General features: G+C 29.7%; 28 protein-coding genes and 1 tRNA gene. 22 read left to right on the top strand and 7 right to left on the bottom strand.

Features of this window, described 5'->3' with window-relative positions:
* Nucleotides 1-153 precede the first annotated feature (153 nt).
* The 6 genes from ACLR9T_RS11190 (at nucleotide 154) to rnc (ending at nucleotide 8,486) form a co-directional block, all read left to right on the top strand.
* Entirely contained in the window at nucleotides 154-1,170 is a 1,017-nt protein-coding gene (locus ACLR9T_RS11190) for an FAD:protein FMN transferase (RefSeq protein ID WP_413109609.1), read from the top strand.
* A 265-nt stretch (nucleotides 1,171-1,435) separates the two neighbouring features.
* Entirely contained in the window at nucleotides 1,436-4,168 is a 2,733-nt protein-coding gene (gene ygjK, locus ACLR9T_RS11185; RefSeq protein ID WP_413109608.1) for an alpha-glucosidase, read from the top strand.
* A gap of 178 nt (nucleotides 4,169-4,346) precedes the next feature.
* Nucleotides 4,347-4,652, top strand: coding sequence for a PTS sugar transporter subunit IIB (locus tag ACLR9T_RS11180; RefSeq protein WP_413109607.1), 306 nt, complete (start codon nucleotides 4,347-4,349; stop codon nucleotides 4,650-4,652).
* 118 nt (nucleotides 4,653-4,770) lie between these two features.
* Nucleotides 4,771-6,789: an ATP-dependent DNA helicase RecG gene (gene recG, locus ACLR9T_RS11175; RefSeq protein WP_413109606.1), complete on the top strand. Its 2,019-nt coding sequence runs from the start codon at nucleotides 4,771-4,773 to the stop codon at nucleotides 6,787-6,789.
* Nucleotides 6,790-6,829: 40 nt separating this feature from the next.
* On the top strand, nucleotides 6,830-7,804 hold the full coding sequence (gene plsX, locus ACLR9T_RS11170) for a phosphate acyltransferase PlsX (RefSeq protein WP_413109605.1): 975 nt from the start codon (nucleotides 6,830-6,832) through the stop codon (nucleotides 7,802-7,804).
* Between the two features lies 1 nt (nucleotide 7,805).
* Nucleotides 7,806-8,486 (top strand): ribonuclease III, encoded by a 681-nt coding sequence (gene rnc, locus ACLR9T_RS11165; protein ID WP_413109604.1) that lies wholly within the window; start codon nucleotides 7,806-7,808, stop codon nucleotides 8,484-8,486.
* Nucleotides 8,487-8,536: 50 nt separating this feature from the next.
* Here rnc and ACLR9T_RS11160 read toward each other — a convergent pair whose 3' ends face one another.
* Nucleotides 8,537-9,187, bottom strand: coding sequence for an HAD family hydrolase (locus tag ACLR9T_RS11160; RefSeq protein ID WP_413109603.1), 651 nt, complete (start codon nucleotides 9,185-9,187; stop codon nucleotides 8,537-8,539).
* Between the two features lie 109 nt (nucleotides 9,188-9,296).
* Between ACLR9T_RS11160 and ACLR9T_RS11155 the strand changes: the two genes are divergently transcribed.
* The 3 genes from ACLR9T_RS11155 to ACLR9T_RS11145 are packed head-to-tail and all read left to right on the top strand — an operon-like array spanning nucleotide 9,297 to nucleotide 11,274.
* A complete protein-coding gene (locus ACLR9T_RS11155) occupies nucleotides 9,297-9,632 on the top strand; it encodes a type II toxin-antitoxin system PemK/MazF family toxin (RefSeq protein ID WP_413109602.1) in 336 nt (111 codons plus the stop codon).
* A 54-nt stretch (nucleotides 9,633-9,686) separates the two neighbouring features.
* Entirely contained in the window at nucleotides 9,687-10,529 is an 843-nt protein-coding gene (locus ACLR9T_RS11150; RefSeq protein ID WP_413109601.1) for a DUF975 family protein, read from the top strand.
* Between the two features lie 10 nt (nucleotides 10,530-10,539).
* Nucleotides 10,540-11,274 carry a CPBP family intramembrane glutamic endopeptidase gene (locus ACLR9T_RS11145; RefSeq protein ID WP_413109600.1) on the top strand — a complete coding sequence of 245 codons (735 nt, stop codon included), beginning with the start codon at nucleotides 10,540-10,542 and terminating at the stop codon, nucleotides 11,272-11,274.
* 30 nt (nucleotides 11,275-11,304) lie between these two features.
* Here the strand turns inward: ACLR9T_RS11145 and ACLR9T_RS11140 are convergent, their stop codons facing one another.
* Nucleotides 11,305-11,823 carry a phosphatase PAP2 family protein gene (locus ACLR9T_RS11140; protein WP_413109599.1) on the bottom strand — a complete coding sequence of 173 codons (519 nt, stop codon included), beginning with the start codon at nucleotides 11,821-11,823 and terminating at the stop codon, nucleotides 11,305-11,307.
* On the bottom strand, nucleotides 11,801-13,354 hold the full coding sequence (locus ACLR9T_RS11135; protein WP_413109598.1) for an HAD family hydrolase: 1,554 nt from the start codon (nucleotides 13,352-13,354) through the stop codon (nucleotides 11,801-11,803). The genes ACLR9T_RS11140 and ACLR9T_RS11135 overlap by 23 nt, the downstream gene beginning before the upstream one ends.
* 106 nt (nucleotides 13,355-13,460) lie before the next feature.
* Between ACLR9T_RS11135 and ACLR9T_RS11130 the strand changes: the two genes are divergently transcribed.
* A tRNA-Lys gene (locus tag ACLR9T_RS11130) sits at nucleotides 13,461-13,536 on the top strand.
* Nucleotides 13,537-13,693: 157 nt separating this feature from the next.
* On the opposite strand, the gene ACLR9T_RS11125 is transcribed toward ACLR9T_RS11130, so the two are convergent.
* Together ACLR9T_RS11125 and ACLR9T_RS11120 are read right to left on the bottom strand one after the other, a co-directional pair.
* Nucleotides 13,694-14,836 (bottom strand): tyrosine-type recombinase/integrase, encoded by a 1,143-nt coding sequence (locus tag ACLR9T_RS11125; protein WP_413109597.1) that lies wholly within the window; start codon nucleotides 14,834-14,836, stop codon nucleotides 13,694-13,696.
* Nucleotides 14,837-14,953: 117 nt separating this feature from the next.
* Entirely contained in the window at nucleotides 14,954-15,949 is a 996-nt protein-coding gene (locus ACLR9T_RS11120) for a hypothetical protein (RefSeq protein ID WP_413109596.1), read from the bottom strand.
* Between the two features lie 73 nt (nucleotides 15,950-16,022).
* On the opposite strand from ACLR9T_RS11120, the gene ACLR9T_RS11115 reads away from it, so the two are divergent.
* Together ACLR9T_RS11115 and ACLR9T_RS11110 are read left to right on the top strand one after the other, a co-directional pair.
* Nucleotides 16,023-16,220 (top strand): helix-turn-helix domain-containing protein, encoded by a 198-nt coding sequence (locus ACLR9T_RS11115; protein ID WP_413109595.1) that lies wholly within the window; start codon nucleotides 16,023-16,025, stop codon nucleotides 16,218-16,220.
* A gap of 164 nt (nucleotides 16,221-16,384) precedes the next feature.
* Entirely contained in the window at nucleotides 16,385-16,507 is a 123-nt protein-coding gene (locus ACLR9T_RS11110; RefSeq protein WP_413109594.1) for a hypothetical protein, read from the top strand.
* 8 nt (nucleotides 16,508-16,515) lie between these two features.
* Here ACLR9T_RS11110 and ACLR9T_RS11105 read toward each other — a convergent pair whose 3' ends face one another.
* Nucleotides 16,516-17,094, bottom strand: coding sequence for a helix-turn-helix transcriptional regulator (locus ACLR9T_RS11105; RefSeq protein WP_413109593.1), 579 nt, complete (start codon nucleotides 17,092-17,094; stop codon nucleotides 16,516-16,518).
* Between the two features lie 25 nt (nucleotides 17,095-17,119).
* Nucleotides 17,120-17,713, bottom strand: coding sequence for a helix-turn-helix domain-containing protein (locus tag ACLR9T_RS11100; RefSeq protein ID WP_413109592.1), 594 nt, complete (start codon nucleotides 17,711-17,713; stop codon nucleotides 17,120-17,122).
* A gap of 172 nt (nucleotides 17,714-17,885) precedes the next feature.
* Here ACLR9T_RS11100 and ACLR9T_RS11095 point away from each other — a divergent pair, with 172 nt between their 5' ends.
* From ACLR9T_RS11095 to ACLR9T_RS11050, 10 genes are all read left to right on the top strand, one after another.
* Nucleotides 17,886-18,095, top strand: a complete 210-nt coding sequence (locus tag ACLR9T_RS11095; protein ID WP_413109591.1) for a helix-turn-helix domain-containing protein — start codon at nucleotides 17,886-17,888, stop codon at nucleotides 18,093-18,095.
* A 62-nt stretch (nucleotides 18,096-18,157) separates the two neighbouring features.
* Nucleotides 18,158-18,322, top strand: coding sequence for a hypothetical protein (locus tag ACLR9T_RS11090; protein ID WP_413109590.1), 165 nt, complete (start codon nucleotides 18,158-18,160; stop codon nucleotides 18,320-18,322).
* A 5-nt stretch (nucleotides 18,323-18,327) separates the two neighbouring features.
* Nucleotides 18,328-18,531, top strand: a complete 204-nt coding sequence (locus tag ACLR9T_RS11085) for a hypothetical protein (protein ID WP_413109589.1) — start codon at nucleotides 18,328-18,330, stop codon at nucleotides 18,529-18,531.
* Between the two features lie 13 nt (nucleotides 18,532-18,544).
* Nucleotides 18,545-18,871 (top strand): hypothetical protein, encoded by a 327-nt coding sequence (locus tag ACLR9T_RS11080; RefSeq protein ID WP_413109588.1) that lies wholly within the window; start codon nucleotides 18,545-18,547, stop codon nucleotides 18,869-18,871.
* A gap of 184 nt (nucleotides 18,872-19,055) precedes the next feature.
* On the top strand, nucleotides 19,056-19,412 hold the full coding sequence (locus ACLR9T_RS11075) for a hypothetical protein (protein WP_413109587.1): 357 nt from the start codon (nucleotides 19,056-19,058) through the stop codon (nucleotides 19,410-19,412).
* A 2-nt stretch (nucleotides 19,413-19,414) separates the two neighbouring features.
* Nucleotides 19,415-20,140, top strand: coding sequence for an ERF family protein (locus tag ACLR9T_RS11070; protein ID WP_413109586.1), 726 nt, complete (start codon nucleotides 19,415-19,417; stop codon nucleotides 20,138-20,140).
* Between the two features lies 1 nt (nucleotide 20,141).
* On the top strand, nucleotides 20,142-21,026 hold the full coding sequence (locus ACLR9T_RS11065; protein ID WP_413109585.1) for a PD-(D/E)XK nuclease family protein: 885 nt from the start codon (nucleotides 20,142-20,144) through the stop codon (nucleotides 21,024-21,026).
* A 1-nt stretch (nucleotide 21,027) separates the two neighbouring features.
* On the top strand, nucleotides 21,028-21,444 hold the full coding sequence (gene ssb, locus ACLR9T_RS11060; RefSeq protein ID WP_413109584.1) for a single-stranded DNA-binding protein: 417 nt from the start codon (nucleotides 21,028-21,030) through the stop codon (nucleotides 21,442-21,444).
* 2 nt (nucleotides 21,445-21,446) lie between these two features.
* Complete coding sequence (locus ACLR9T_RS11055) at nucleotides 21,447-22,130, top strand: putative HNHc nuclease (protein WP_413109583.1); 684 nt, start codon at nucleotides 21,447-21,449, stop codon at nucleotides 22,128-22,130.
* Nucleotides 22,123-22,570, top strand: a 448-nt coding sequence (locus ACLR9T_RS11050) for a helix-turn-helix domain-containing protein (protein WP_413109582.1), incomplete at its 3' end; no start/stop codon positions are given. The genes ACLR9T_RS11055 and ACLR9T_RS11050, both read left to right, overlap by 8 nt.

The following is a 22,570-nucleotide window of genomic DNA, read 5'->3' as shown; positions in this document are numbered from 1 at the left end:
TGAAGAATAATTTTCTGAGGAACTGTTAGTAGAGAACCTACAACAGTTCTTTTTTATATAATCGATGGGATTAGATGATGTTTCTTGACACTTAAAAAGGGTAGTGATAGGATTAGCAAAAAGGGGTTAGAGTACTGTAACTAAGGAGGAAGTATGCTTAAGAAAAGAACTATTATAGGTTTTGTTTTAGGGTGTTTGCTTTTTACGGGCTGTCAAAATGGGTCAATTAGTGATAAACAGATTAGTAAAAATATATTTGCAATGGATACTTATATGACTATTACAGCATATGGTGATAATGCTCAAGGTGCAGTAAATGATGCGATTGCAGAAATCAAGCGTTTAGATAAATTATTATCAACGCAAAATCAGCAAAGTGAGATTTTTTTATTGAACCAAAATGGTGGTGGTAAATTATCGAAAGATACTGAAAAATTACTAAAAATATCATTACAGTTATGGAAAGATACGAATGGTAAATTTGATATTACTATCTATCCAATTATGCAGGCTTGGGGATTTATAGATAAAAATTATGTTGTACCAGATAGCAATACATTAACCCAGTTATTATCATTAGTTGATTGTTCTACAATAAATATTGATGAGCAAAACTCCACTGTTATTTTTGAAAAAGAAGGGGTGAAGATTGATTTAGGAGGAATTGCTAAAGGATATACTTCTTCTAAGATCATGGATATATTTCGAAAACATAATGTTTCAAAAGGATTAGTTAATCTGGGTGGAAATGTTCAAGTTTTAGGAAAAAAGAGTAATGATGAAATGTGGCAAGTTGCAATTCAGGATCCTGATAATGATGATTATTTAGGAATATTTAAAGCTAAAGATTGTGCTGTCATTACGTCAGGGGGATACGAACGTTTTTTTGAACAGGATGGTGTTAGATATCATCATATAATTGATCCAGTAACAGGTTATCCTGCTAATAGTGATTTAAAATCAGTTACAATTATTAGTGATGATGGTACTTTAGCAGACGGCTTATCAACATCATTATTTATAATGGGTAAAGAAAAAGCAGTAGATTATTGGAAAAAACACAGTAAGAAATTTAATATGATTTTATTGGATAAAAAAGATAAATTATATGTTACTGAAGAGATAACTAGCCAATTTGAAAGTAAACATAAATTTCAAGTTATTAAATAATAAAAATATATACTTGTATAAAAAAAAGAACAATTTTAAAATAGAAACATTGACAGTAATCGCTTTCAATGATATTATAATTATCGTAAAAGTTGTAAATAGTGTGTAACTGGTAAGGCAGGCATTAACTAGACTAAGCTTTATATAGTGATTTTTTAATCCCTATATAGCTTTTGTATGGTTAATGCCTTTTTTAATGAAATAAGCGCGCATTCATTAAGTCTGGTTTACAACATTTTACAGTTTGTTGAAAAGGAGAAGGAAAATGGGTATTAAAAAACAAAAATTTTTGAAGAAAGGTTTGATCGTAGGATTGTCATGCATGATGATCGGCTCGTCTGTTACTATTACAAGCGCAGCTAAGGAATCAAAACCATTGACAGAATTTGCAAATGTTTTAGATGTGACAGCAGATCCTAAAGAAGCTATTTATGGTACATATAGTACAAATGAATATAACAACTTTTCAGATTTAGGAGCTTGGCATGGATATTATCTTCATGATAAAAGTGCAACTGATTTATATGGTGGATTTGCAGGACCAGTAATTATTGCAGAAGAATATCCAGTTAATTTATCTGATTCAATTAATAAGATAAATTTAGAAAAAGTAACTGCTGATGGTGTTGAAAACATTGATTTAACTAAGGCGACAACTGAAGAAATATATTATCCGGGTAGATTAGAACAAATATATGACTTTAAAGATTTGACTTTAAAACTAAAATTGATTTTTGGTACTAATCGAACTGCTTTAATTGAAACTGTAATTGAAAATAAAACAGATGAAGAATTAAAATTAAATGTATCTTGGGATGGACATTTATTTACATATTATACAAATCCAAACAATAGAATGGGAACAACATTAACTAAAGGAAATAATGGGGTAAAGGTTAATTTTGAAACAATTCGTAGTACATGGAATTATATGACAACAGATGAAAACTCATTTGATATTATATTAAGTGAAGATGACATTACTACTGAAATAAGTGATGATCAGCTATCATATACAATTACTAAAAACGAACCGGTTGTTATTAATGCAAATAGTAAATACGAAACTTATCAAACACAAAGTTTCACATATACAACTGATGAAAATAATACTGAAAAACAAAAAGTTGCTGATTTATTAGAAAATCCTAATAAATATTTTGAAGAAAATAATAATCGTTGGCAAGGTTATGTAGATACAATTTTTGAAAACAAAATAAATGTAAATGAAAATTATCAAAAAGCGGCAGTTAAATCAATGGAAACATTGATGACTAATTGGTTTTCACCAGCTGGAGCAATTAAGCATGATGGAATAGTACCATCAATGTCTTATAAATGGTTTATTGGTATGTGGGCTTGGGACTCTTGGAAACAGGTAGTTGCAACAACATATTTTAATGAAGAATTAGCTAAAAATAATGTACGTGCATTATTTGATTATCAGATAACAAGTGATGATACAGTGCGTCCACAAGATGCAGGAGCAATTATTGATTGTATTTTCTATAATCAAAATGAAGATCGTGGCGGTGATGGGGGAAACTGGAACGAACGTAATTCTAAACCGGCATTAGCTGCATGGGCAGTAGAAAATGTATATCGTCAAACTGGTGATAAAGAATTCTTAAAAGAAATGTATCCTAAATTAGTAGCATATCATAATTGGTGGTATACAAATCGTGATATTGATCAAAATGGAATAGCTGAGTATGGTGGAATGGTTCATGAAACATGCTATGACTGGACAAGTTACGGTTATGAAGTGGGACAGATTGTTGAAGGTTTTGGAACTGTTAATGACCAAGGTTTTGTTTTAGATACAAACGGTGAAAGAATAGTATGTCCTGAAGCTGGAATTGAAGCAGCTGCTTGGGAAAGTGGTATGGATAATGCAACTCGTTTTGATCGAGAAGGTAATGGACCAGATGACAAGGGAATTGAAATTTATACTGTAAGAAATGATGCTCATGATCCAATTGGATATGTAATCAATCAAGAATCAGTAGATTTAAATGCATATTTATATGCTGAAAAAGGTTTCTTAAAATCAATGGCTGAGGAATTAGGATATGAGGCAGATGTTGAAAAATATACAAAAGAAGCTAAACACCTTCAAGAATATATTAATAATAATATGTATGATGAAGAAACTGGATTCTATTATGATGTTCAAACAAATGAAGATGGTAGTATTAAAAAATTATTAGTTAATCGGGGAAAAGGGACTGAAGGCTGGATTCCTTTATGGGCAAAAGCTGCAACTAAAGAACAAGCTGCAAACGTAGTTGAAAATATGATGGATGAAAATAAATTTAATACTTTTGTACCTTTCCCTACAGCATCAAAAGATAACGATAAATATGATCCTGAAAAATATTGGCGAGGACCAGTATGGTTGGATCAAGCTTTATATGCAGTAGAAGCTTTGCAAAATTATGGTTATAATGATAAAGCTAAAGATGTAACAATTAAATTATTTGATCATGCAAAAGGTTTGTTAGATGACGGACCAATTCATGAAAATTATAATCCAGAAACCGGTGAAGGTTTGCATACTAAAAACTTTAGTTGGTCAGCATCAGCATTTTATTTACTATATCAAAATACACTAACTTCAACTAATACTACTTCACAAACAGGTTTTGAGATTCCTAATCTAGAAGTTAGTGTAAATAAAGAGTTATTATTAGAAGCAATTAAAAAAGCTGAATTAATTAAAGAAGCAGAATATACAAAAGAATCTTATCAAGGATTAGTAACAGCACTTAATAATGGCCGTAATGTTTATAATGATATTAATGCTACCCAAAAAGAAGTAGATCAGGCTACAAATAAAATTAATGAAGCAATTTTATCACTAGTTAAAGTATCAAATAATGATAATACAGTATCTAGCCCTCAAACAGGGGATGGTACATCAGTGATTTTACCTAGTATATTACTTATATTGGCTGCTGGTACAATTTTATCTCAGATAAAGAAAAAAGAAATTTAAGCTCATAGACGCATACATATTGTATGCGTCTAGTTATTTTAATATGTAGTTAGTGAATTTGTTATAGTTGTATAAATAGAATAAATGATTCTTAAATTATGAAAATTGTAGTAATTTATATTTCATTATGATAGAATCGTTTCATAAATAATCAGCAAAATATTTATGGAGGTATGTTATGTATAAAATTTTACTTTGTTGTACATCGGGTTTGACTACAAGTATGCTTGTAGATGCAATGAAAAAAGAAGCAGCTAAGCAAACTGTAGATGTAATGGTGTGGGCTGTAGCGGCAAGTGCAATTGAATTATCGTGGGCTGATGCTGATTGTATTATGGTTGCACCACAAAATACTGGTGATTTTGAAAAAGTGAAATCAATTGTTAAAACATCTATTCCAGTTGAAGAGATTAATGATATTGATTTTTCAAAAATGGATGGAAAAGCTGTTTTAAATCGTGCAATTGAATTGATTGCAGGTTAAGTTCTTCTGTTTGAATAACTTCTTTTTTTTATTATAGAATGATGTTTGATAGTAGTGTTATTAATAGTTTGTAGTAGATATTTTTTTATAAATAATATACAATAGTCATGGTGATATTATGGCGAAACAAATTCCTTTACAACAAATAAAAATAAATGAAAATAGAATCAAATTATTAAATAATATGGGAATCTATTGTTTGAAAGATTTAGTCCTTCATTTTCCATATCGTTATGATTGTATAGAAGCAACACCTTTAATAAATAATGAAAAAGTTATTATTGAAGGTGTTTTAATTGATGAACCTAAGGTTTTTTTTAAAGGACGTTTATCAAGATTGACATTTCAGATTTTATATCAGCAAGAAGTATATAAAGTAATAATTTTTAATCGCCATTTTCTAAAGAAAAATATGATTAAAGGAATGGTTTTAACTGTAATTGGTAAATATAATAGTACAAATAATAGTATTACAGCAAATGACATTAGATTAAAAGCACTTGAAGAGTTAATAGGTATTACTCCTGTTTATTCTTTAAAGGAAGGAATAACTCAAAAATCATTTCAAAATTATGTCAAGAAAGCTTTAAAATTTTATCAAGGTCATATTCAAGACGAAGTGCCAACTTCATTAATGATCAAACATCATTTGATACATAAAGAATTAGCTTTAAATTTAATTCACTTTCCATGTAATAACGATGATATTAAAGAGGCCTTGAGATATTTAAAATATGAAGAGTTTTTAAAATTCCAATTAACAATGCAATATATAAAACTATCTCGTAAAAAAAATATTGGAATAAAAAAGCAATTTAATCACCATATATTAGAACAATTTATTAATCAATTACCATTTAAGTTAACTTCTGATCAAAAAACAGCAGTTGATGAAATAATCAATGATTTAAGAAAAGATACTATAATGTATCGTTTTATCCAAGGTGATGTGGGTAGTGGTAAAACAGTTGTTGGAGCGATAGGCTTATATGCAAACTATTTAGCAGGATTTCAAGGGGCAATGATGGCACCTACTGAAATTTTAGCTTCTCAACATTTTAAATCTTTAAACAACCTATTTAAGGAAACTGATATTAATTTAGCATTATTAACAGGGCGTTTATCAAATAAAGAAAAACAAAAAATTTATCAGGATTTAATTGATGGTAAAATTAATATCGTAGTAGGGACGCATGCTTTATTTCAAGATAAAGTTAATTATCAAAAACTAGGTTTAGTTATAACAGATGAGCAGCATCGATTTGGAGTAAATCAGCGTAAAGCATTAAAAGAAAAAGGGCAGCAAGTTGATTTTATGGTTATGTCAGCAACACCGATTCCTAGAACTCTAGCAATTAGTTTATATGGTGATATGGATGTTTCAACAATTAAAACGATGCCAACAGGAAGAAAGCAAGTAATAACTGATGTGATAAAATCACATAGTATGAAGCCGATTTTAAATAAATTAAAAAAATATCTAGCTAGTGGTGGCCAATGTTATGTAGTATGTCCATTAGTTGCAGAAAGTGAAGCAATTGATAGTAGAGATGCAACGAGTATTTATGAAGGAATGCGGGCATACTTTAAAGAAGATTATGAAGTTGGCTTGCTTCATGGTAAAATGGATGATGAAGTAAAAGAGAATATAATGGAAAAATTTAAGAATAATCAGATTCAAATCTTGGTCTCAACGACTGTAATCGAAGTAGGTGTTGATGTGAGTAATGCTAATTGGATGGTTATCTATAATGCAGAGCGTTTTGGTTTAAGCCAGTTACATCAATTAAGAGGACGAGTTGGTCGTGGGAAGGAACAAGGGTATTGTTATTTGTTAAGTAGTTCATCTAGTAAAGAAGCGATTGAACGATTAGAGTTTTTAAAAAAATGTCAAGATGGTTTTGAGGTTTCTTATTATGATTTAAAAGTGAGAGGACCTGGTGATATTTTGGGGAATCAGCAAAGTGGCTTACCAGGATTTATGATTGGTGATGTTTTTAAAGATATAAATATTTTGGAGATATCTAGAAAAGATGCTAAAGAATTATTAGAAAATAAATCTAATGATGCTGTTTATTTAAAGTTGATCACAGAAATTGAAGAACAATTAATTAACAATAATAAATATATTGATTAATTTTATGATATAATATGAACTAATATGAGGTGAAAGTGATATGAAATTAGGAATCGATGCTATGAGTGGTGATTTAGGAAGTGCAATAGTTGTTGAAGCTTGTTTGTCATTTCTAAGCAAAAATAAAACAGATGAATTATATGTGGTAGGAAAAAAAGAGGAATTAACAGCTTTAGAATCATACTCACAAGTTACAATAATTGATGCACAAGAAGTTTTAGAAATGACAGAAAATATTTTAGCCATTCGCAGAAAAAAAGAATCTAGTATGGTAAAAACAATGATGTTAGCAAAAAAAGGTGAAGTTGATGCTGTTTTATCATGTGGTAATACGGGTGCATACTATGCTAGTGCGATGTTATTTTTAAAGCGTTTGGAGGGTGTAGAAAAATCATGTTTAATGGCGATGTTACCGACATATAACAATAAAGGTGTTGCTTTACTTGATGTTGGAGCAAACTCTGAAAATACAGCTGAACAATTAAAATCATTTGCTATTATGGGTAATATTTATGCAAAGAATGTACGTAAGATTAATAATCCTAAAGTAGCATTATTAAATATTGGTGCAGAACATCATAAAGGTGATGAAATTCATCAAGAAACATTTAAATTATTAGAAAAGATGCAAGAAATTAATTTTATTGGTAATATTGAAGGTAAGGAGATTTTAGACGGGGATGCTGATGTCATTGTAACTGATGGATTCACAGGCAATGTTGCTTTAAAAACAGTTGAAGGAGTTGCAAAAGTATTAGTAAAAAGCTTAAAAGACGGATTCATGTCATCATTGAGAACAAAAGCGGGGGCTGTGATGGCAAAACCAGCTTTAAAACAATTGATGTGTAAATTTGATACTAAAGCAGCAGGTGGTGCTTTAATGATTGGGTTTGTTAAACCGGTTATCAAGGCTCATGGTTCTAGCGATGCGATTGCTTTTGAAAATGCAATGAATTTAGCATTTGATATGGTTTCAAGTAATGTAGTGGAAAAAATGAAAGAAGGATTGAAATAAAGTGGATTTAGAACAATTTTTGCATAATATGGAGATACCTTATCGTAATATCGATATATTTAAAGAAGCATTTACTCATCCCTCATATGCAAATGAAAATAAATTAAAAAATCATGATTATGAACGATTAGAGTTTTTAGGTGATGCAGTATTGCAATATCATGTTTCAAGACATCTTTTTGATTTATATCCAGATTTACCAGAAGGACGTTTAACACAATTAAGAGCCAAATTAGTTCGTGAAGAATCACTTGCACGTTTTGCAAGAGAATTAAATTTAGGATCATTAATTTTTTTAGGTGCTGGAGAAATAAATAACGGTGGTCGAGATCGTGATAGTGTACTTGCAGATATCTTTGAAGCCTTAATAGGTGCTATTTGTCATGATTGTGGACCTGAATATGTTGAAAAAATGCTTGAGATAACGATTTATAAACATGTTGAAGATGTAAATTATGATGAAATTACTGATTTTAAAACCCGACTTCAGGAATTGATTCAAGCTGACCAAAGAAAAACAGTTACTTATGATTTAATTTCTGCTACTGGTCCATCCAATAATCCAGTTTTTGAAATGGCTGTAAAAATGGATGAAATGATTTTAGGAGTTGGGGTTGGTTCTAGTAAGAAAAGAGCGGAGCAAAAAGCTGCTAAAGATGCATTAAATAAACTTGCCAAATGACAGACTTTATTTTGAAGTCTGTTTTTTTATTATCTATAAAAAAAACCAAGTTAACCTTGGTTGAAAAAATCACGTACTTCTAATAAATCATTCATGATTTTATATGCCATTCCAGCAAATTCAGGCTCTGGATATTTTAAATCAGGAATACAAATGACTTTAATTGCTGCGCTATAAGCAGCATTAATACCCGCTTCAGAATCTTCAAGAACTAAAGCTTCTGAAGGTTTAACACCTAATTTTTCACAAGATTTTAAAAATACTTCAGGATCAGGTTTACCTCTAACTACCTCATCTCCACAAATTGAATCATCAAAATATGGATTTAATCCAGCTAATTTAAAAATATGGTCAACTCGATGACGTTTTGAACTAGTTGCTACAATTGTTTTATAATCATGCTCTTTTAAATATCTTAATAACTCAAGTAATCCTTTTTTTAAAGGAATTCCTTTATTTTCAAAAACTTCATCCATATATTCGTGGATTTCTTTAATAGTATTTTTTATATCAAAGTCCTCCCCATATTCTTTATAAATAAGTTCAGAAATCCCTGCTACAGGTTTACCTAATAGTTTTCTATAAAAGTTTAATGACATAGTTAATCCGCTTTTAGCTAAAACGTGCTGATACCCTTCAAAAGCAAGCCTTTCAGTATCAATCATTAAACCATCCATATCAAAAATAACAGCTTTAATCATATAGTTACCTCCATTGGCAACATATTACCATAAATTATAAATTTAGTTAAATGATTTTGTGTAATAAAAATATATTTGTTTCATATATTGCACTAAAGGAGTTGTGAATATGATACATAGAGGGGAAATCTATTATGCTGATTTATCACCAGTAGTGGGAAGTGAACAAGGGGGATATCGACCAGTTGTAGTATTGCAGAATAATAAAGGAAATCGTTATTCAACAACTATTATTGTAGCACCTATTTCATCTAGATTAACCAAGAATCCTTTACCTACTCATGTAACTATTGAAAATAATTATTTAGAGAAAAAAAGCGTTATCTTATTAGAACAGATAAGAACTATAGATAAGCAGAGAATAAGAGAAAAAGTAGGAATAATCGATGATAAAATGATGCAGCTGATTAATCAAGCGATTAAAACTAGTTTGGATATTAAATAGTTTTACTTTTGGGTAGCTTTTTTGTTATAATACGCTCATGGAGGTAAGATATGAATGAATATTCGTGATATTAAAACAAAAGCAAAAAGTATTTTGATAAATCGTAATAATATAATTTTTGTTTTTATATTTATTAGTGTAACAACAACTATAGTAAATTATATTAGTCAAACACTAGGAGTAATGATACCAGTTCTATCATTGCTGATATCAATAATAATGTTACCATTTTCTCATGGTAATATTGTAACAGCTTTAAAAGCAGTAAATGAACAAGGAGATGAAATTACTGTTGAACATGAAGGACTTGCAGGGTTAAAGAGATTTAGAGAATTGTTTTTTACTTATTTTCTTCAAACAGCATTTTTAATGGTGCTTATGCTGCTTGTTTGTTTGGTGCTATTTTTTATTGCAAGGTTAACAATTGATGAAAGTGCGTTTAATAATTTAGGCTTGTTATTTTCACAAGCTGGTGTTTATACAAGTGATGTTACAGCTTATTTAGAAGATCCTGCTTTTATGCAGGCGGCTACTTCTCTTGGTGGGATAGTTATATTAGGTATTATTGTTATGGCGGTTGTTGCAGTCATGTACAGTTTAATTTTTGCATTGACACCATATGTGTTAGAAAAGAATAGAATTTATGGGGTTAAGGCGATGAGTCAATCAGCACGGCTAATGAAAGGACATAAGGGAACATTATTTGTTTTATACCTTTCTTATTTAGGATGGTATATTTTGTCTATTGTAATAACATCTGTTGTTCAAGCGTTTTTACCAATTCCTTTAATTATTGATGTGTTAATGGCGGCTTTAATTGTTTATTTATTTTCTGCGGAGATGCAAACAAGTGTTGCAGTATTGTTTGAAGAAATAAATTTAGAGAATAATGTATAGGAGTGTTAAATTGAGTTTAATAACTAAAGTGAAATTAAATAATCGTCAAAAAGCAATTGGGACAATTCTTCTTTTTCCCTGGTATTTATATTTTGCACCAAGTTTTTTTAATTTTTTAATAAAATTATATGTAACATATGTCAATGATAATTTAACATCAGAAACTATTAATACGTATTTTAATGTTTTAATTGCACTATCAACGGCTATTTTTTTGTTATTTATATTTAGAGATTTTATTAAAAAGAATTGGGAAATATTTAAACAGGAATTATTAGAAAATATTATTTGGGTTTTAACCATTGGGATTGGTTCTGCTTATTTATTTAGTTATATAGGGGAATTTATAGTTAATTTACTTTTACCTGCTAATACTAGTGAAGCAACAAATCAAACATTAGTTGTTACATTAGTATCATCAAATATGTTATTAATGACATTTCATGCAGTGATCCTAGCGCCGATTGTTGAAGAATTGTTTTTTAGAGGACTTATATTTAATACCCTTCGCCAAAAAAGTGTATTTTGGGCACATTTGATCTCTGCATTCTTGTTTGGCTTATTACATGTTTATAGCTATATTTTAGCTGGTGATATGAGCGAGTGGATAAAGTTGATTCCATATATGACTGCTGGGTTAGCTTTTTCTTATGCATATGAAAAAAGACAGAACATTATTGCTCCAATCTTCTTACACGGGATAAAAAATTTAATTGCAGTGATATTAATATATGTAATGTTTTAACAGCATCCCTTTTAAAGGATGCTGTTTTTATTAGAACATCATTACAATTATACCAACACTAATTCCTAAAATCATTCCAAAAGTTACATCACTTAAATAGTGAACAAATAAGTATAATCTAGAAAAAGCCATTAAAAATGCAAATAGAATAAGTACTATACCTGTCTTGGAAAAGAAAAAACATACAGTGGTAGCACAGGCAAAACTAGATGTAGTATGTCCTGAGGGAAAAGAATAGTCGCTAGGGATAGCGATAAGCATTTCTACATCGCTATATGTGTGACAAGGTCTTTTCCTTTTTATGATTGATTTGATAGTAACTTGTCCAATAATAGTTGCTAAAAGTAATGCTGCCAGCATCTTTTGTGATAATAATTGTGTTTTGCTGCTTAGACTTAAAATAAGAATCAGCAGTAGCCAAATCATTCCAAAGTCACCAATTCCAGCAATAAATTTCATTGTATTGCTTAATAATTTATGATGATAAAATTTTGGAAAAAAATGAGATGTTTTTATATCTATTTCTTTAATCTTCTGTAGAAGAGTCATTATCGTCCTTCCCTTCTTTAAATAAGATGTATCCAAACTTAACTATATATACAATGATTAGATTAAAAATAATAAATAAGATTAGTTTGATTGCTAGAGGAGATAAAAAACTATTCCCAGAAATTAAACTATTATAATTCGGAATAAAATTCAAAAAGCTATGAAGTTCATTAAAAATAAATATGTATATTGATAAAACAATATTTATATAAAAATCAATTATATTTTTTATAATACTAGCAATTATACCTGGACCACAAATAAAATCTTCAAAAGCAACAAAGACAATCATTCCTGAAAAAGAACCAATACTAACTAGAGCTAATATATAAAGAAAATTAATAATTTTAGTAGTAAAAGAAACCGTTTCATCGTCTTCATCGATTATTGTTTCAATTGATGAACTGTCCTTTTCTCCGGTATCTGTTTTTGATACTGATGTTCCATTAATAATATCCATAAGTTCATTAACTCGTTCTGGATTCCCACCAATAATTGATTTACTAGAAGCTGATTTTTTAACAGATTCAGATTGATAATCATCATTAGATTCATCTGTAAATTCAAAATGTTTAATTAACTCTTCTTGTTTATCAAAGTTTGGTTTATCCTCTTCCAATGAGTTACTTTCTTTTTTATAGTTGTCAGAATTTTCATCTTCGAATAAAGAAGGATTTATAGAAACAGATTTCTTATTTAAAATCTCACCTAAAAAATAATGATAAGTATCACGAACTAAATCTATTAATTGAGGATCATTTTGATACTCTTCAAGCAGTTTATAATATGTCTGTTCAAGTGTTTCAACAGACATATCACTAGACATACCAAGTAATGGTGAATACATTTCCATTGAATCATATCGTGCAAAAAGAAAAATATTAATAACTTCAAGATTATTTTTAGCAACTCTAAAAGCTCTAGAAGTAATTGAATTGGTAATTGGGCATAGATCAGTTAAATAAATTACATTCATTAATTTACGGTTAGCAGCATATAGTAAATTAGGATAATTTGCAACGACTAAAGCGTCTTCTGGAGTAATATTTAATTGTTCTAAGACGGTTGTTAATAAGTAGGGATCTGGTAAAGGGGGATTGTTACTATCACCACCGATAATAAAATCAATGTAGTTATATAATCTGGTTAATTGCAAGTATTGAATAGCACGTTTTATTTTGTGACTAGAAATCACAGCAATTTTAATATTTTTTTGTTTAAAAAACTGTAATATTTCTTCAGTTCCTTCTTTTATTAATGAGTTTGGTTTTAATTTAGCATATTCATACAAATCACGCTCAATTAGCTCGTTTAGATCATCAGGAACAATATCTTTTGTAATTGGAAAACTGTTATACATAGTTTGCATATTACCAAGTGATTTTTCAAAATCTTCTTTTGTAATATCATAGTTATGAATCTTACATATTTTTTTTAAATAATTAAATCTTAGACGATTTAAATCTAATATTCCTCCATCTAATGACAAAATAACTACTTTTATATTTTCTACGGTTTGCTTATAAAACATAACTAAATCACCCCACCTGTTTTTTAATTATATCATAAATTTTAGACTTTATCATTAAAAATTCCTTGCTTTTATTTAATAATAGGTGTATTATAATAAATGTCATCTCTCCTTAGCTCAGTTGGTAGAGCATCTGACTCTTAATCAGAGGGTCCACGGTTCGAGACCGTGAGGGGAGACCATTAGAAAACATGGCTTAAACACTAGGTTTTACTAGGGTTTAGGCTTTTTTTATGTCTTGTTATAAGTTGTTTTTATTGTATGTATTTTGATATATTTAGAAGTGTTTGATAGTCTTTAGTGGTAGTCAAATGGTAGTCAAAAAAGGTGTTAAAAAAACTACTCATTACTAAGTAGTTTTAATTCGATATTTTTAGTTGTTAATTTTATTTTTTCTTCAACGAAATTTTCAATAATATCATTTTCTCTTAATTTATGTTTGTCTAAGTGTATGTACACTTCGTTTAACATTTTACTGTCACTGTGCCCCATATAGTACTGTGCGTCTTTTAATCTAACGCCACTGTAATATAACAAAGTAGCATAGGTGTGTCTAAATATATATGGTGTAAACCCGTCGTTATTAAATTCTATATTTAATTCTAGTGCTTTCACTTTTATTTTATCCGTTATCTTTTTAACGAGCCATTTATAACCTTGATACGTTAAATAATCATTCCCTCCTGTTAGATTTGTAAACAGCTTTGAAGTTGGCAGGGTGGATAAGAAATAGCTCACAAACGGGATTATATTGCTAAATAGCGGTACTTCTCTTATGCTGCTATCGTTTTTAGCAAATTTTTGGAATATAGGTTTATTGGAAGTGTAAACTACTGTTTTATTTATGGTTATATAACCGCTATTGTTTTCTATAACAAAATCTTTTTTTGTTAATGCTCGTGTTTCCTCGGGTCTAAGACCACAGTATTTAGATAATATAACAAACATTTTTTCGCGATCGCTAAAGTCTGCAATTTCTGTCAAATAAAATTCTTCATCAGTTAAAATTCTTTTTTCTGTCTTTTTTATTTTAGGCTTAACTATTCTTTTGCAAGGATTTTTAACGATTATATCATCATCAATCGCACTTTCCATAATTTGGTTAAGAGTCATGTATACCTTATTGGCGGTATTTGGTTTATCTATAAGATCATTTATGATCATTTGTATATCTGTTTTTTTTATATCGGTAATTCTTTTATAATCTATTCTGTCAAAATGGTTTTCTAAAATAGATTTATAGCTTTGTACAGATTTAGCACTTATAAGCGGTTTTTTAGCTTTAAACCATTGTTCCTTGTAGTCTTTAAATAATACTTTACCGCTTTTTAACAGTTGCCCCTGTTCGTAGTTTACTATTAAATCTCTTTTTTTCTTTTCCACCTCTTTAGCGGTTTTACCATAAACGGTATACTGTTTACCTCCAAGCCGAATAGAAGTAGAATAACGCCCGTCCTTGCGTTGTTTATATTTTTGCGCCATATTTATACATCCTTTCTTTTTTTAGCAATCTATGTTAAAATATGGCTACATGGATTGCTAATAATGTGGTAGTTGTTTGCGTTTCATGTTTGCTCTCCGTGCCAACGGAGGGCTTTTTTATAGTTTGTATATTTTTTTAGGTTTCTCACTTCCTTTTTCTTCAATTGATTTTATGATTAATTCATCATTGTTAAAAATACAGTCAATTATAATTATTTTGCCTTTGTTAGGGGTATATGTTCGTATATACGCTTTATACATCGTTCCATCACACAAGTATTTAATTTTTCCAAAATTTTCATTCAAAAAACCATCATTACTTATATCGAAGTGTAATATAAAAGGTGTTTTAGTTATATTACCACCTTTTGTGTATGGGTCATAATAAAGATAAGCATAATCATAATCACAATGAAATTTTTTAAATTGAATTTTATTTGGGTTAATTTTATAAGCGTTTCCGTTATAACGATTATTATATAAATCAATTGCATTGTTTAAAGTGTATAAATCATTAATGATTTTATTTTGGTATGTTTTTTTTGTTATACAATAAGCATTATAGACCTCAGATTCTTTCATTTTTTTAATATCAAAATACCAATTTGAAGTATCGATATTATTTGTTTTGTTAAGGTTGATTATATTTAAGTCTATAATATTAGTGATTTTTTTGTTTTGAATATTTATTAAGTCCGCAAATATAGGATGTTTAATTGCACATTCATTCAAATACTTTTTTATTTGATTCAATTTATTTAATACTGATAAAGGATTGTTACTGTGAGTATAGGAATTATTAATTTCTCTATCTAAGTAGGCTTGTAACATATTGTTTATTTCTATGTGAACATCGTTAATTGTAATATCAAAATCAATATTTTTATATTTTTTTATTTCTTCTATATCTTGTATTGATCTAACTATTAATTCATATCTCGTTAAATAAGAAGCAGGGTTTTTAAAACCATGCCGTATTTGACTTAATGATTTTCTTCCGTTTGCTTTGCAAGTTTCAAACCTAACATCTAGATAAGCATCACATTTTACACACAATTTTGATGTGTTAAAAAAACTTAAAGATTTACCGCAATATAAACATTTATTCCGCATAATGCCTCCTTTCTGTTGAAATAAATTTTTATAATATTTTTTTTAGGTAACACTTCTCAATGGAGGTGTTACAATGAAAATATTAATAGCAGACATAAGAAATAAAAAGAATATTAGTCTTGGTCAACTATCTAAAATGACTGGTATTCCTAAATCGACAATAAGCGATTATGAAAACAAAAAGCATAGTCCTAGAATTGATTTTTTAGAAAAAATAGCAATTGCTTTGCATGTTAAAATAAGCGATTTATACGAATCCAAATACAAATAACAAGATTATTTATATTTCTGTCCGCAGTATCGGAAGATTGCGCTTGTTCTCTTTTCAAACATGTTTTGTCGATATATAATTATTTATGTACTGTACCACTTATTATCCCAATAAATGTTTAATTAATTAGATATTTTAAAATAAAAATGAGAGGGGACGGTACTATGGATAACTATATAGAAGATTTAAAAAATTATTTATTAAATCTTATACAAGAAGTCCAAAATATTCGAGCTTTAAAAATGGCAATCAAATGCCTTGAACACGCTCGACACAAAGCCGATTAAAGGGTAAATTAATCGGTTTTTTTGTTTAACCTATTAACTATTGTATCTAACAATGCAATATCTTCATCGGGAAGTTTCATAATTGCATCTATAAGATTTTTTCTTGTTTGATTATTTGCGTTCTGTTGCCACCCTACTAGATAAGACGGTGATACATTAAATATATAAGCTAATTGTTCAATTTTGTCATTTGGTATATTCGATATTAAATCGTTTTCATATTTAAAAACGGTTTGCCTTGACGTTTTTAATTTATCAGCTATTTGATCTAAAGTATATTTGTTTTTTTGTCGTAGCGCTTTTATTCTTGCTCCGATTGTCGCGTTAACAACTTTATCATGAAGTTTGGCAGATGTGTTAATTGATAAGTTGCTATTTTCGATTAAATTGGATTTTTCAATGCCAAAATAATTAGCGAGCATTTCTATTTTGTCAATTCTAGGGTATTTTTTTCCATTAATCCAATCAGAAAAAGTCGTGTATTTAAAACCTAAATCATTACAAACATCATTTCTTGTTTTATTATTTAAATTCATATACTTTTTAATATTATTAGCTATGGCTTTTTTGTTATTTGAGTCACACATTTTATACACCTTTTTTAGTCGATAATCAATCGGTCTTTTTTTCTATTAGGGCATCAAGTACTTTTTCCATAAATAGTATATCTTCCTCGGGCAAATCTATAGCAGATTTAATAAGTTTCTTTCTTGCTTCGTTATTGCTCATCATAATATCATCTATTTGATCTATGATTGACATATCATAACGATCAAGTTCATCACCTAAAAGCAAACGCGAGACTTCGCAATCAAGAACTTTAGATAATGTAACTAAAGTTTCATAGTTAGGTATACTTATGTTGTTTTCAAAATCGTTAATTTGTTCTATTGGAATGCTGGTAAGTTTGGATAACTCACTTTTGGTTATACCTTTGTTTTCTCTTGTTTGTTTTAAATTTTTCCAAACATTGCATTGTTCATCACTTTTTTCCTCTAGTAAATCAGATTTTAAAATACCGAAATAATCCGCCAAATATTCAACCGCACCCATTCTAGGGAGTAGCTTGCCACTCAACCAATTTGAAACGGATTGTTTCGAAACGTGAGCGATCTCGCTTATATTTGTCTGGTTTAATCCGTTTCGTTTCATATAGTATCTAAGGTTTTTAGCGAATGTATTTTTAATCTCTCTAGTATCAGCCAAAATAATCACCTCACTTTCTGTTATTCTATTTCAATATATATAATAATATTCATTTATAAGTATTTCAAGTAAAACTTTAATAATTTGCATATTTTAATGTTTTTTTTAAAGTTTCCCTTGACTGTAAAGTTAAACTTTACTATAATGTATGTTGTAAGGAGGAGGTGATAAGGTGCCAAAAAAAATAACACTAAAGGCGGCAAGAGTTAATGCTGGACTTACTATAAAAGAAGCGTCTAAATTATTAGGTGTATGTGAAGCTACCTTAATTAAGTGGGAAAAAGACCCATCTATAATCCAAAATAAGTATAGAGATATAATATCTGAAGTCTATGATTTTCCTAGTGACTTCATTATTTTTCGCAAAAACAGTAAAGTTTAACTTTACACAATGATGATATTGCAAACAACTACCACATAAACATATACAGAAAGGAGTAAGCAATGGATAAAGTTGAATTAATCGCAAATGATGATCAATACCAAATCTTTATTAATGGCGTTGAAATTAAAGATGTAAAACAGTTGAACATCAATAAATATTCAAGCGATGTTTCGGAAATAACAATAACATTTATTGGTAAAGTTAAAACAAAAAACGGAGGGTAAACAAGATGCGAACAACTACCACAAATAACAGTTATCCCAAACGCTATATGACGATAAAAGAATTATTGCCATTTGGATTTAGCGAATGGGAACTAAAAAAATATACTAAAATACGCGGTTTTCCCGCACATAAAGCGGGTAAAACATCACCTTGGAAAGTAGATACTTCTAAGTTAGACAATTGGCTAACAAGAAGATTTGGAGCTTAAAGGAGGTGATGCGATGGAAATAGAAAAACAAGTATACAGGTATATAATTACCAATTACATTGGCAAAGAAAATAAGATTAAAAACCGTCAATTAAGAGGGGTTTTCCCACAAATAAAAAGCGATAAAGCTATGCGCAAGATTATTCAAAACATCCGATGTGATCCTAAATTTACTATCTTTATAGGAAGTGTGTCGGGGCGAACGGGCGGTTACTTCGCTTGTACAACAAGGGAAGAAATAAACGAAACCGCAAACAACCATCAACGTCGCGGTTACAAAATGATTAAAGAGGGTGAAATATTTAGAAATAAAGACATTATAGAATTTGCCAAACAGTAAAAAAGACGACTCGCCAAAGTCGCCCATATAAAAAGAACCAAACAAATTATAACTTAATAAAAAAGGAGTGTCAAATGGATAAGTTAAGTGCGCGAGGAGTGTTTACAATAACAGTAATGATTATATTATCGGGATTTGCTATCGCGGGTATTATCCAAACGGTTATATAAAAAGGAGAAATAAAATGGAAGCGGAACAAATGAGCGATGAAATGCGTTTACAGGATGCGGATTTATACAGTATCAAAAACACTTTATCATTAAGCCAAATAAGAAAACTAAAAGAAATAGAAGAAATAGACAATACAATAAAAGAATTTAAAACAAGATACAGCGAGCAAGAACAGTATAAAGAAGTGCTGGAAGATATTTTAACAGTTATGCTAAGCAATAGTGAAGCATTATTAGCTAAAGGATATGGAAATGATAAAGTAGCCAGCGTTAAGGGAATGTTTAAAAAAATGTTTGATGATGAATTAGATGATATGGCAAAACTTATTGAAGATCATTTAGACATCAAAAATGATTTAGAGGAGGAATAAAAATGGCACAGAAAAAAGCAAAAAACATCTATGAAAAGATGTTAAGTGCGACAAAGCAAATTAAAACTGTTGCTAAAAATCTTGAAGTAGAAGTAAGTTCTTATAATTCGTATAAAGCGGTTAGTGAAGTAGATGTATTAAAAGCAGTAAAACCTATAGAAGAAAAAATAGGTATTTACAGTTACCCGCACAGTCGTGAGATCGTTGAAAGCAGACAGGTTACTTTTAAAGGAAAAAAAGGGGATAGGGAAAGCTTTTATATTCGTCTTAAAACAGTGTACAGGTTCTTAAACATCCAAAACCCTAATGAATATATAGACATAGTAAGCTATGGTGATGGTATTGACAGTGGAGATAAAGCCACAGGCAAAGCAATGACTTATTGTGATAAATACGCATTGTTAAAAGCCTATAAAATCGCTACAGGTGAGGATTTGGACGCAGAGGCTAGTAAAGAATATGAAAAGATACCGCAGACAATCAATGAAAAACACAGTTTATTATTAGCAGAACATACAAAGGTCGTGAACAAACTTGATGAATATGGAATTGATTTTAGAGAAAAATTAAAACCTATGGTACTGCAAAAAGCAAAAGTTAAATCAATTAACGTTGTTGATCTAGAAGACAATGAACTGTTTGAGCTTATTAAATTCTATAAATTTCTAATAAGTACATATGAACATCAGCAACAAAACGAAACAATTCAACAGGGAGGAATAAACTAATATGAAAATAACTAATGTAAACAACTTACCCGCACCTTTTGTAAGTGCGGTAGAACGTGAGTACCAATACAAAGATAAGCAGTATTCAGCAACCCAGCTTTTAAAAGGCTCATGTGAAGCGGTCTTGGAAAGACGTCATCATGATGAAATACAAAATGATGTATCAGATATGATTTGGTTGATATTCGGTACTGCGGTTCATTCTATTTTGGAAAATGCCGAGGAGGAAGCAGAACAGTTAAAAGAAAACAAAATCGTTATTGATGTGGATGGAGGATATAAGCTAAGCGGTATTTTTGATTTATACGATGCCAAAGAAAAGAAAGTAACAGATTATAAAACTGCTACTGTTTGGAAAGTAATTTTTAACGATTGGGAGGATTACCGCAAGCAGTTATTAATATATGCATATATGTTAAAAAAGATTGGTTTTGAGTGTAACAAAGGCGAAATAATTGCAACTTTAAAAGACCATTCTAAATCTAAAGCTAAATATGATACAAGCTATCCTCAATTTCCTGTACATAAAGTTTCGTTTGAATTTAGCGATAATGATTTTAAAGAAATTGAAAGATTTATTAAAAATAAATTCAATGAAATTAAACTACAGGAAGCGTTAAGTGACGATAAGTTAATCCCGTGTACAGATGTTGAACGATGGCATAAGGATGATAAATATGCAGTTATGAAAGAGGGGAGAAAAAGCGCATTAAAAGTATGTTCAAGTCAAGTTGAAGCTAACGAATATATAGCTAGTAAAAATCTTGATAGCAAGCATTATATCGAATTTAGAGAGGGACAGGACACAAAATGCGATGATTACTGCAATGTTAAACAGTGGTGTCCTTTCTATAAAGCTAAATTAAATAAAAAAGGAAGTAACTAACATGATAAACAATGTTGTTTTAGTAGGTCACTTAACACGCGATCCCGAGCTTAGAAGAACGCCACAGGGCGATGCAGTAACTTCTTTGACTCTTGCAGTCAATCGTAATTATATTTCACAGGATGGTCAACAACAGGCAGATTTTATAAAATGTATTGTTTGGCGCAAACTTGCTGAAAATGTAGAAAAATACTGTTCAAAAGGAAGCTTAGTCGGGGTTACAGGAAGAATACAAACACGCAGTTATGATAATTCCCAAGGGCAGAAAACATATGCGGTTGAGGTTATTTGTAATAGTGTACAGTTTTTAGAAACAAAGAAAAAAGAAGAAAATAAAAATGAATGCATTGATTTAGCAAAGGAATTTGACAATTCGCTAAATACATATGACATAACAGAAAAAGATATACAGTTTTAGGTATGGCAAGAATTAGAAAGGTTAACGGTGTACATGTAATTGAGGGCGCAGTTCTAGGAGAAATTAATGATTTATTTCTGGACTGTAGTCCAGACAATTACATTGATGTAGAAATTAAAATTATTGATACAAGACGTATTAGTGAGAAGCAAAGAAATTTTATATTTGCACTATGTGATGATATTAGTTTTTATACAGGTGATGAAAAAAACTACTGTAGAATTGTGATGCAGTATTTTAATGCAAATTTACGGGAAATAGAAGTTGAGAGTTTGTCAAACTGCTCTATGACTTATGCAAACGGATTAATTGACACGATTATAAACCACTGTATAGATCAAAGAATACCAATAAACGATGATATTATTAAAAAAAATAATTATCATTTTGGAAGCAAACAGGTTTATATAATGTGCTTTAAAAGAATATGTGCGGTATGTGGAGCTCGTGCAGATATACACCATGTAGATCATGTAGGAATGGGAAACAATCGTAAAAAAATGTCTCACGTAGGAAAAAGAGTACTACCATTATGCAGAAAGCACCATAATGAAATACATAACATCGGAGAAGATAAATATATAGACACGAATTGCTTAACTCCTGTTATCGTGGACGATAAAATGGATTACTTTATAAAAAAGGGAAAATTAAAAATTTACAAGGAGGAGCAAAAAAATGAGTAAAAAAAATAAGGTACAAAACTGTAACTTTATAGTTATACACGGGTGGATGATAACCGAATTAAATCTAAAAGGTAATGCATTGTTAATATATGCTATTATTTATGGTTTTTCCCAAACCGAGGGACAAAGTTATAATGCGGGTTTGCAGTATTTAGCTGATTGGACCAACTCTACTAAACAGGGGGTATTAAATGCTTTAAAAAAGCTGGAAGAACAAAGTTATATAGACAGATTCGAGCAGATGTATAACGGAGTAAAGTTTGTACAATACAGTGCAAAAGATATTAATACCATTAAAAAAAGTTTAATAGTGTTAAGCGGTAAAGAAAGTTTAATAGGTATTAAACAAAGTTTAACGGAACCGTTAAACAAAGTTGAACGGGGTATTAAACAAAGTTTACCCAATAATATATATAATAATATATCTAATAATATAGAAG

This window comes from Thomasclavelia sp. (genome assembly GCF_047249845.1).
Taxonomy (GTDB): Bacteria; Bacillota_I; Bacilli_A; order Erysipelotrichales; family Coprobacillaceae; genus Thomasclavelia.
This window is presented reverse-complemented; position numbering and strand designations above follow the sequence as displayed.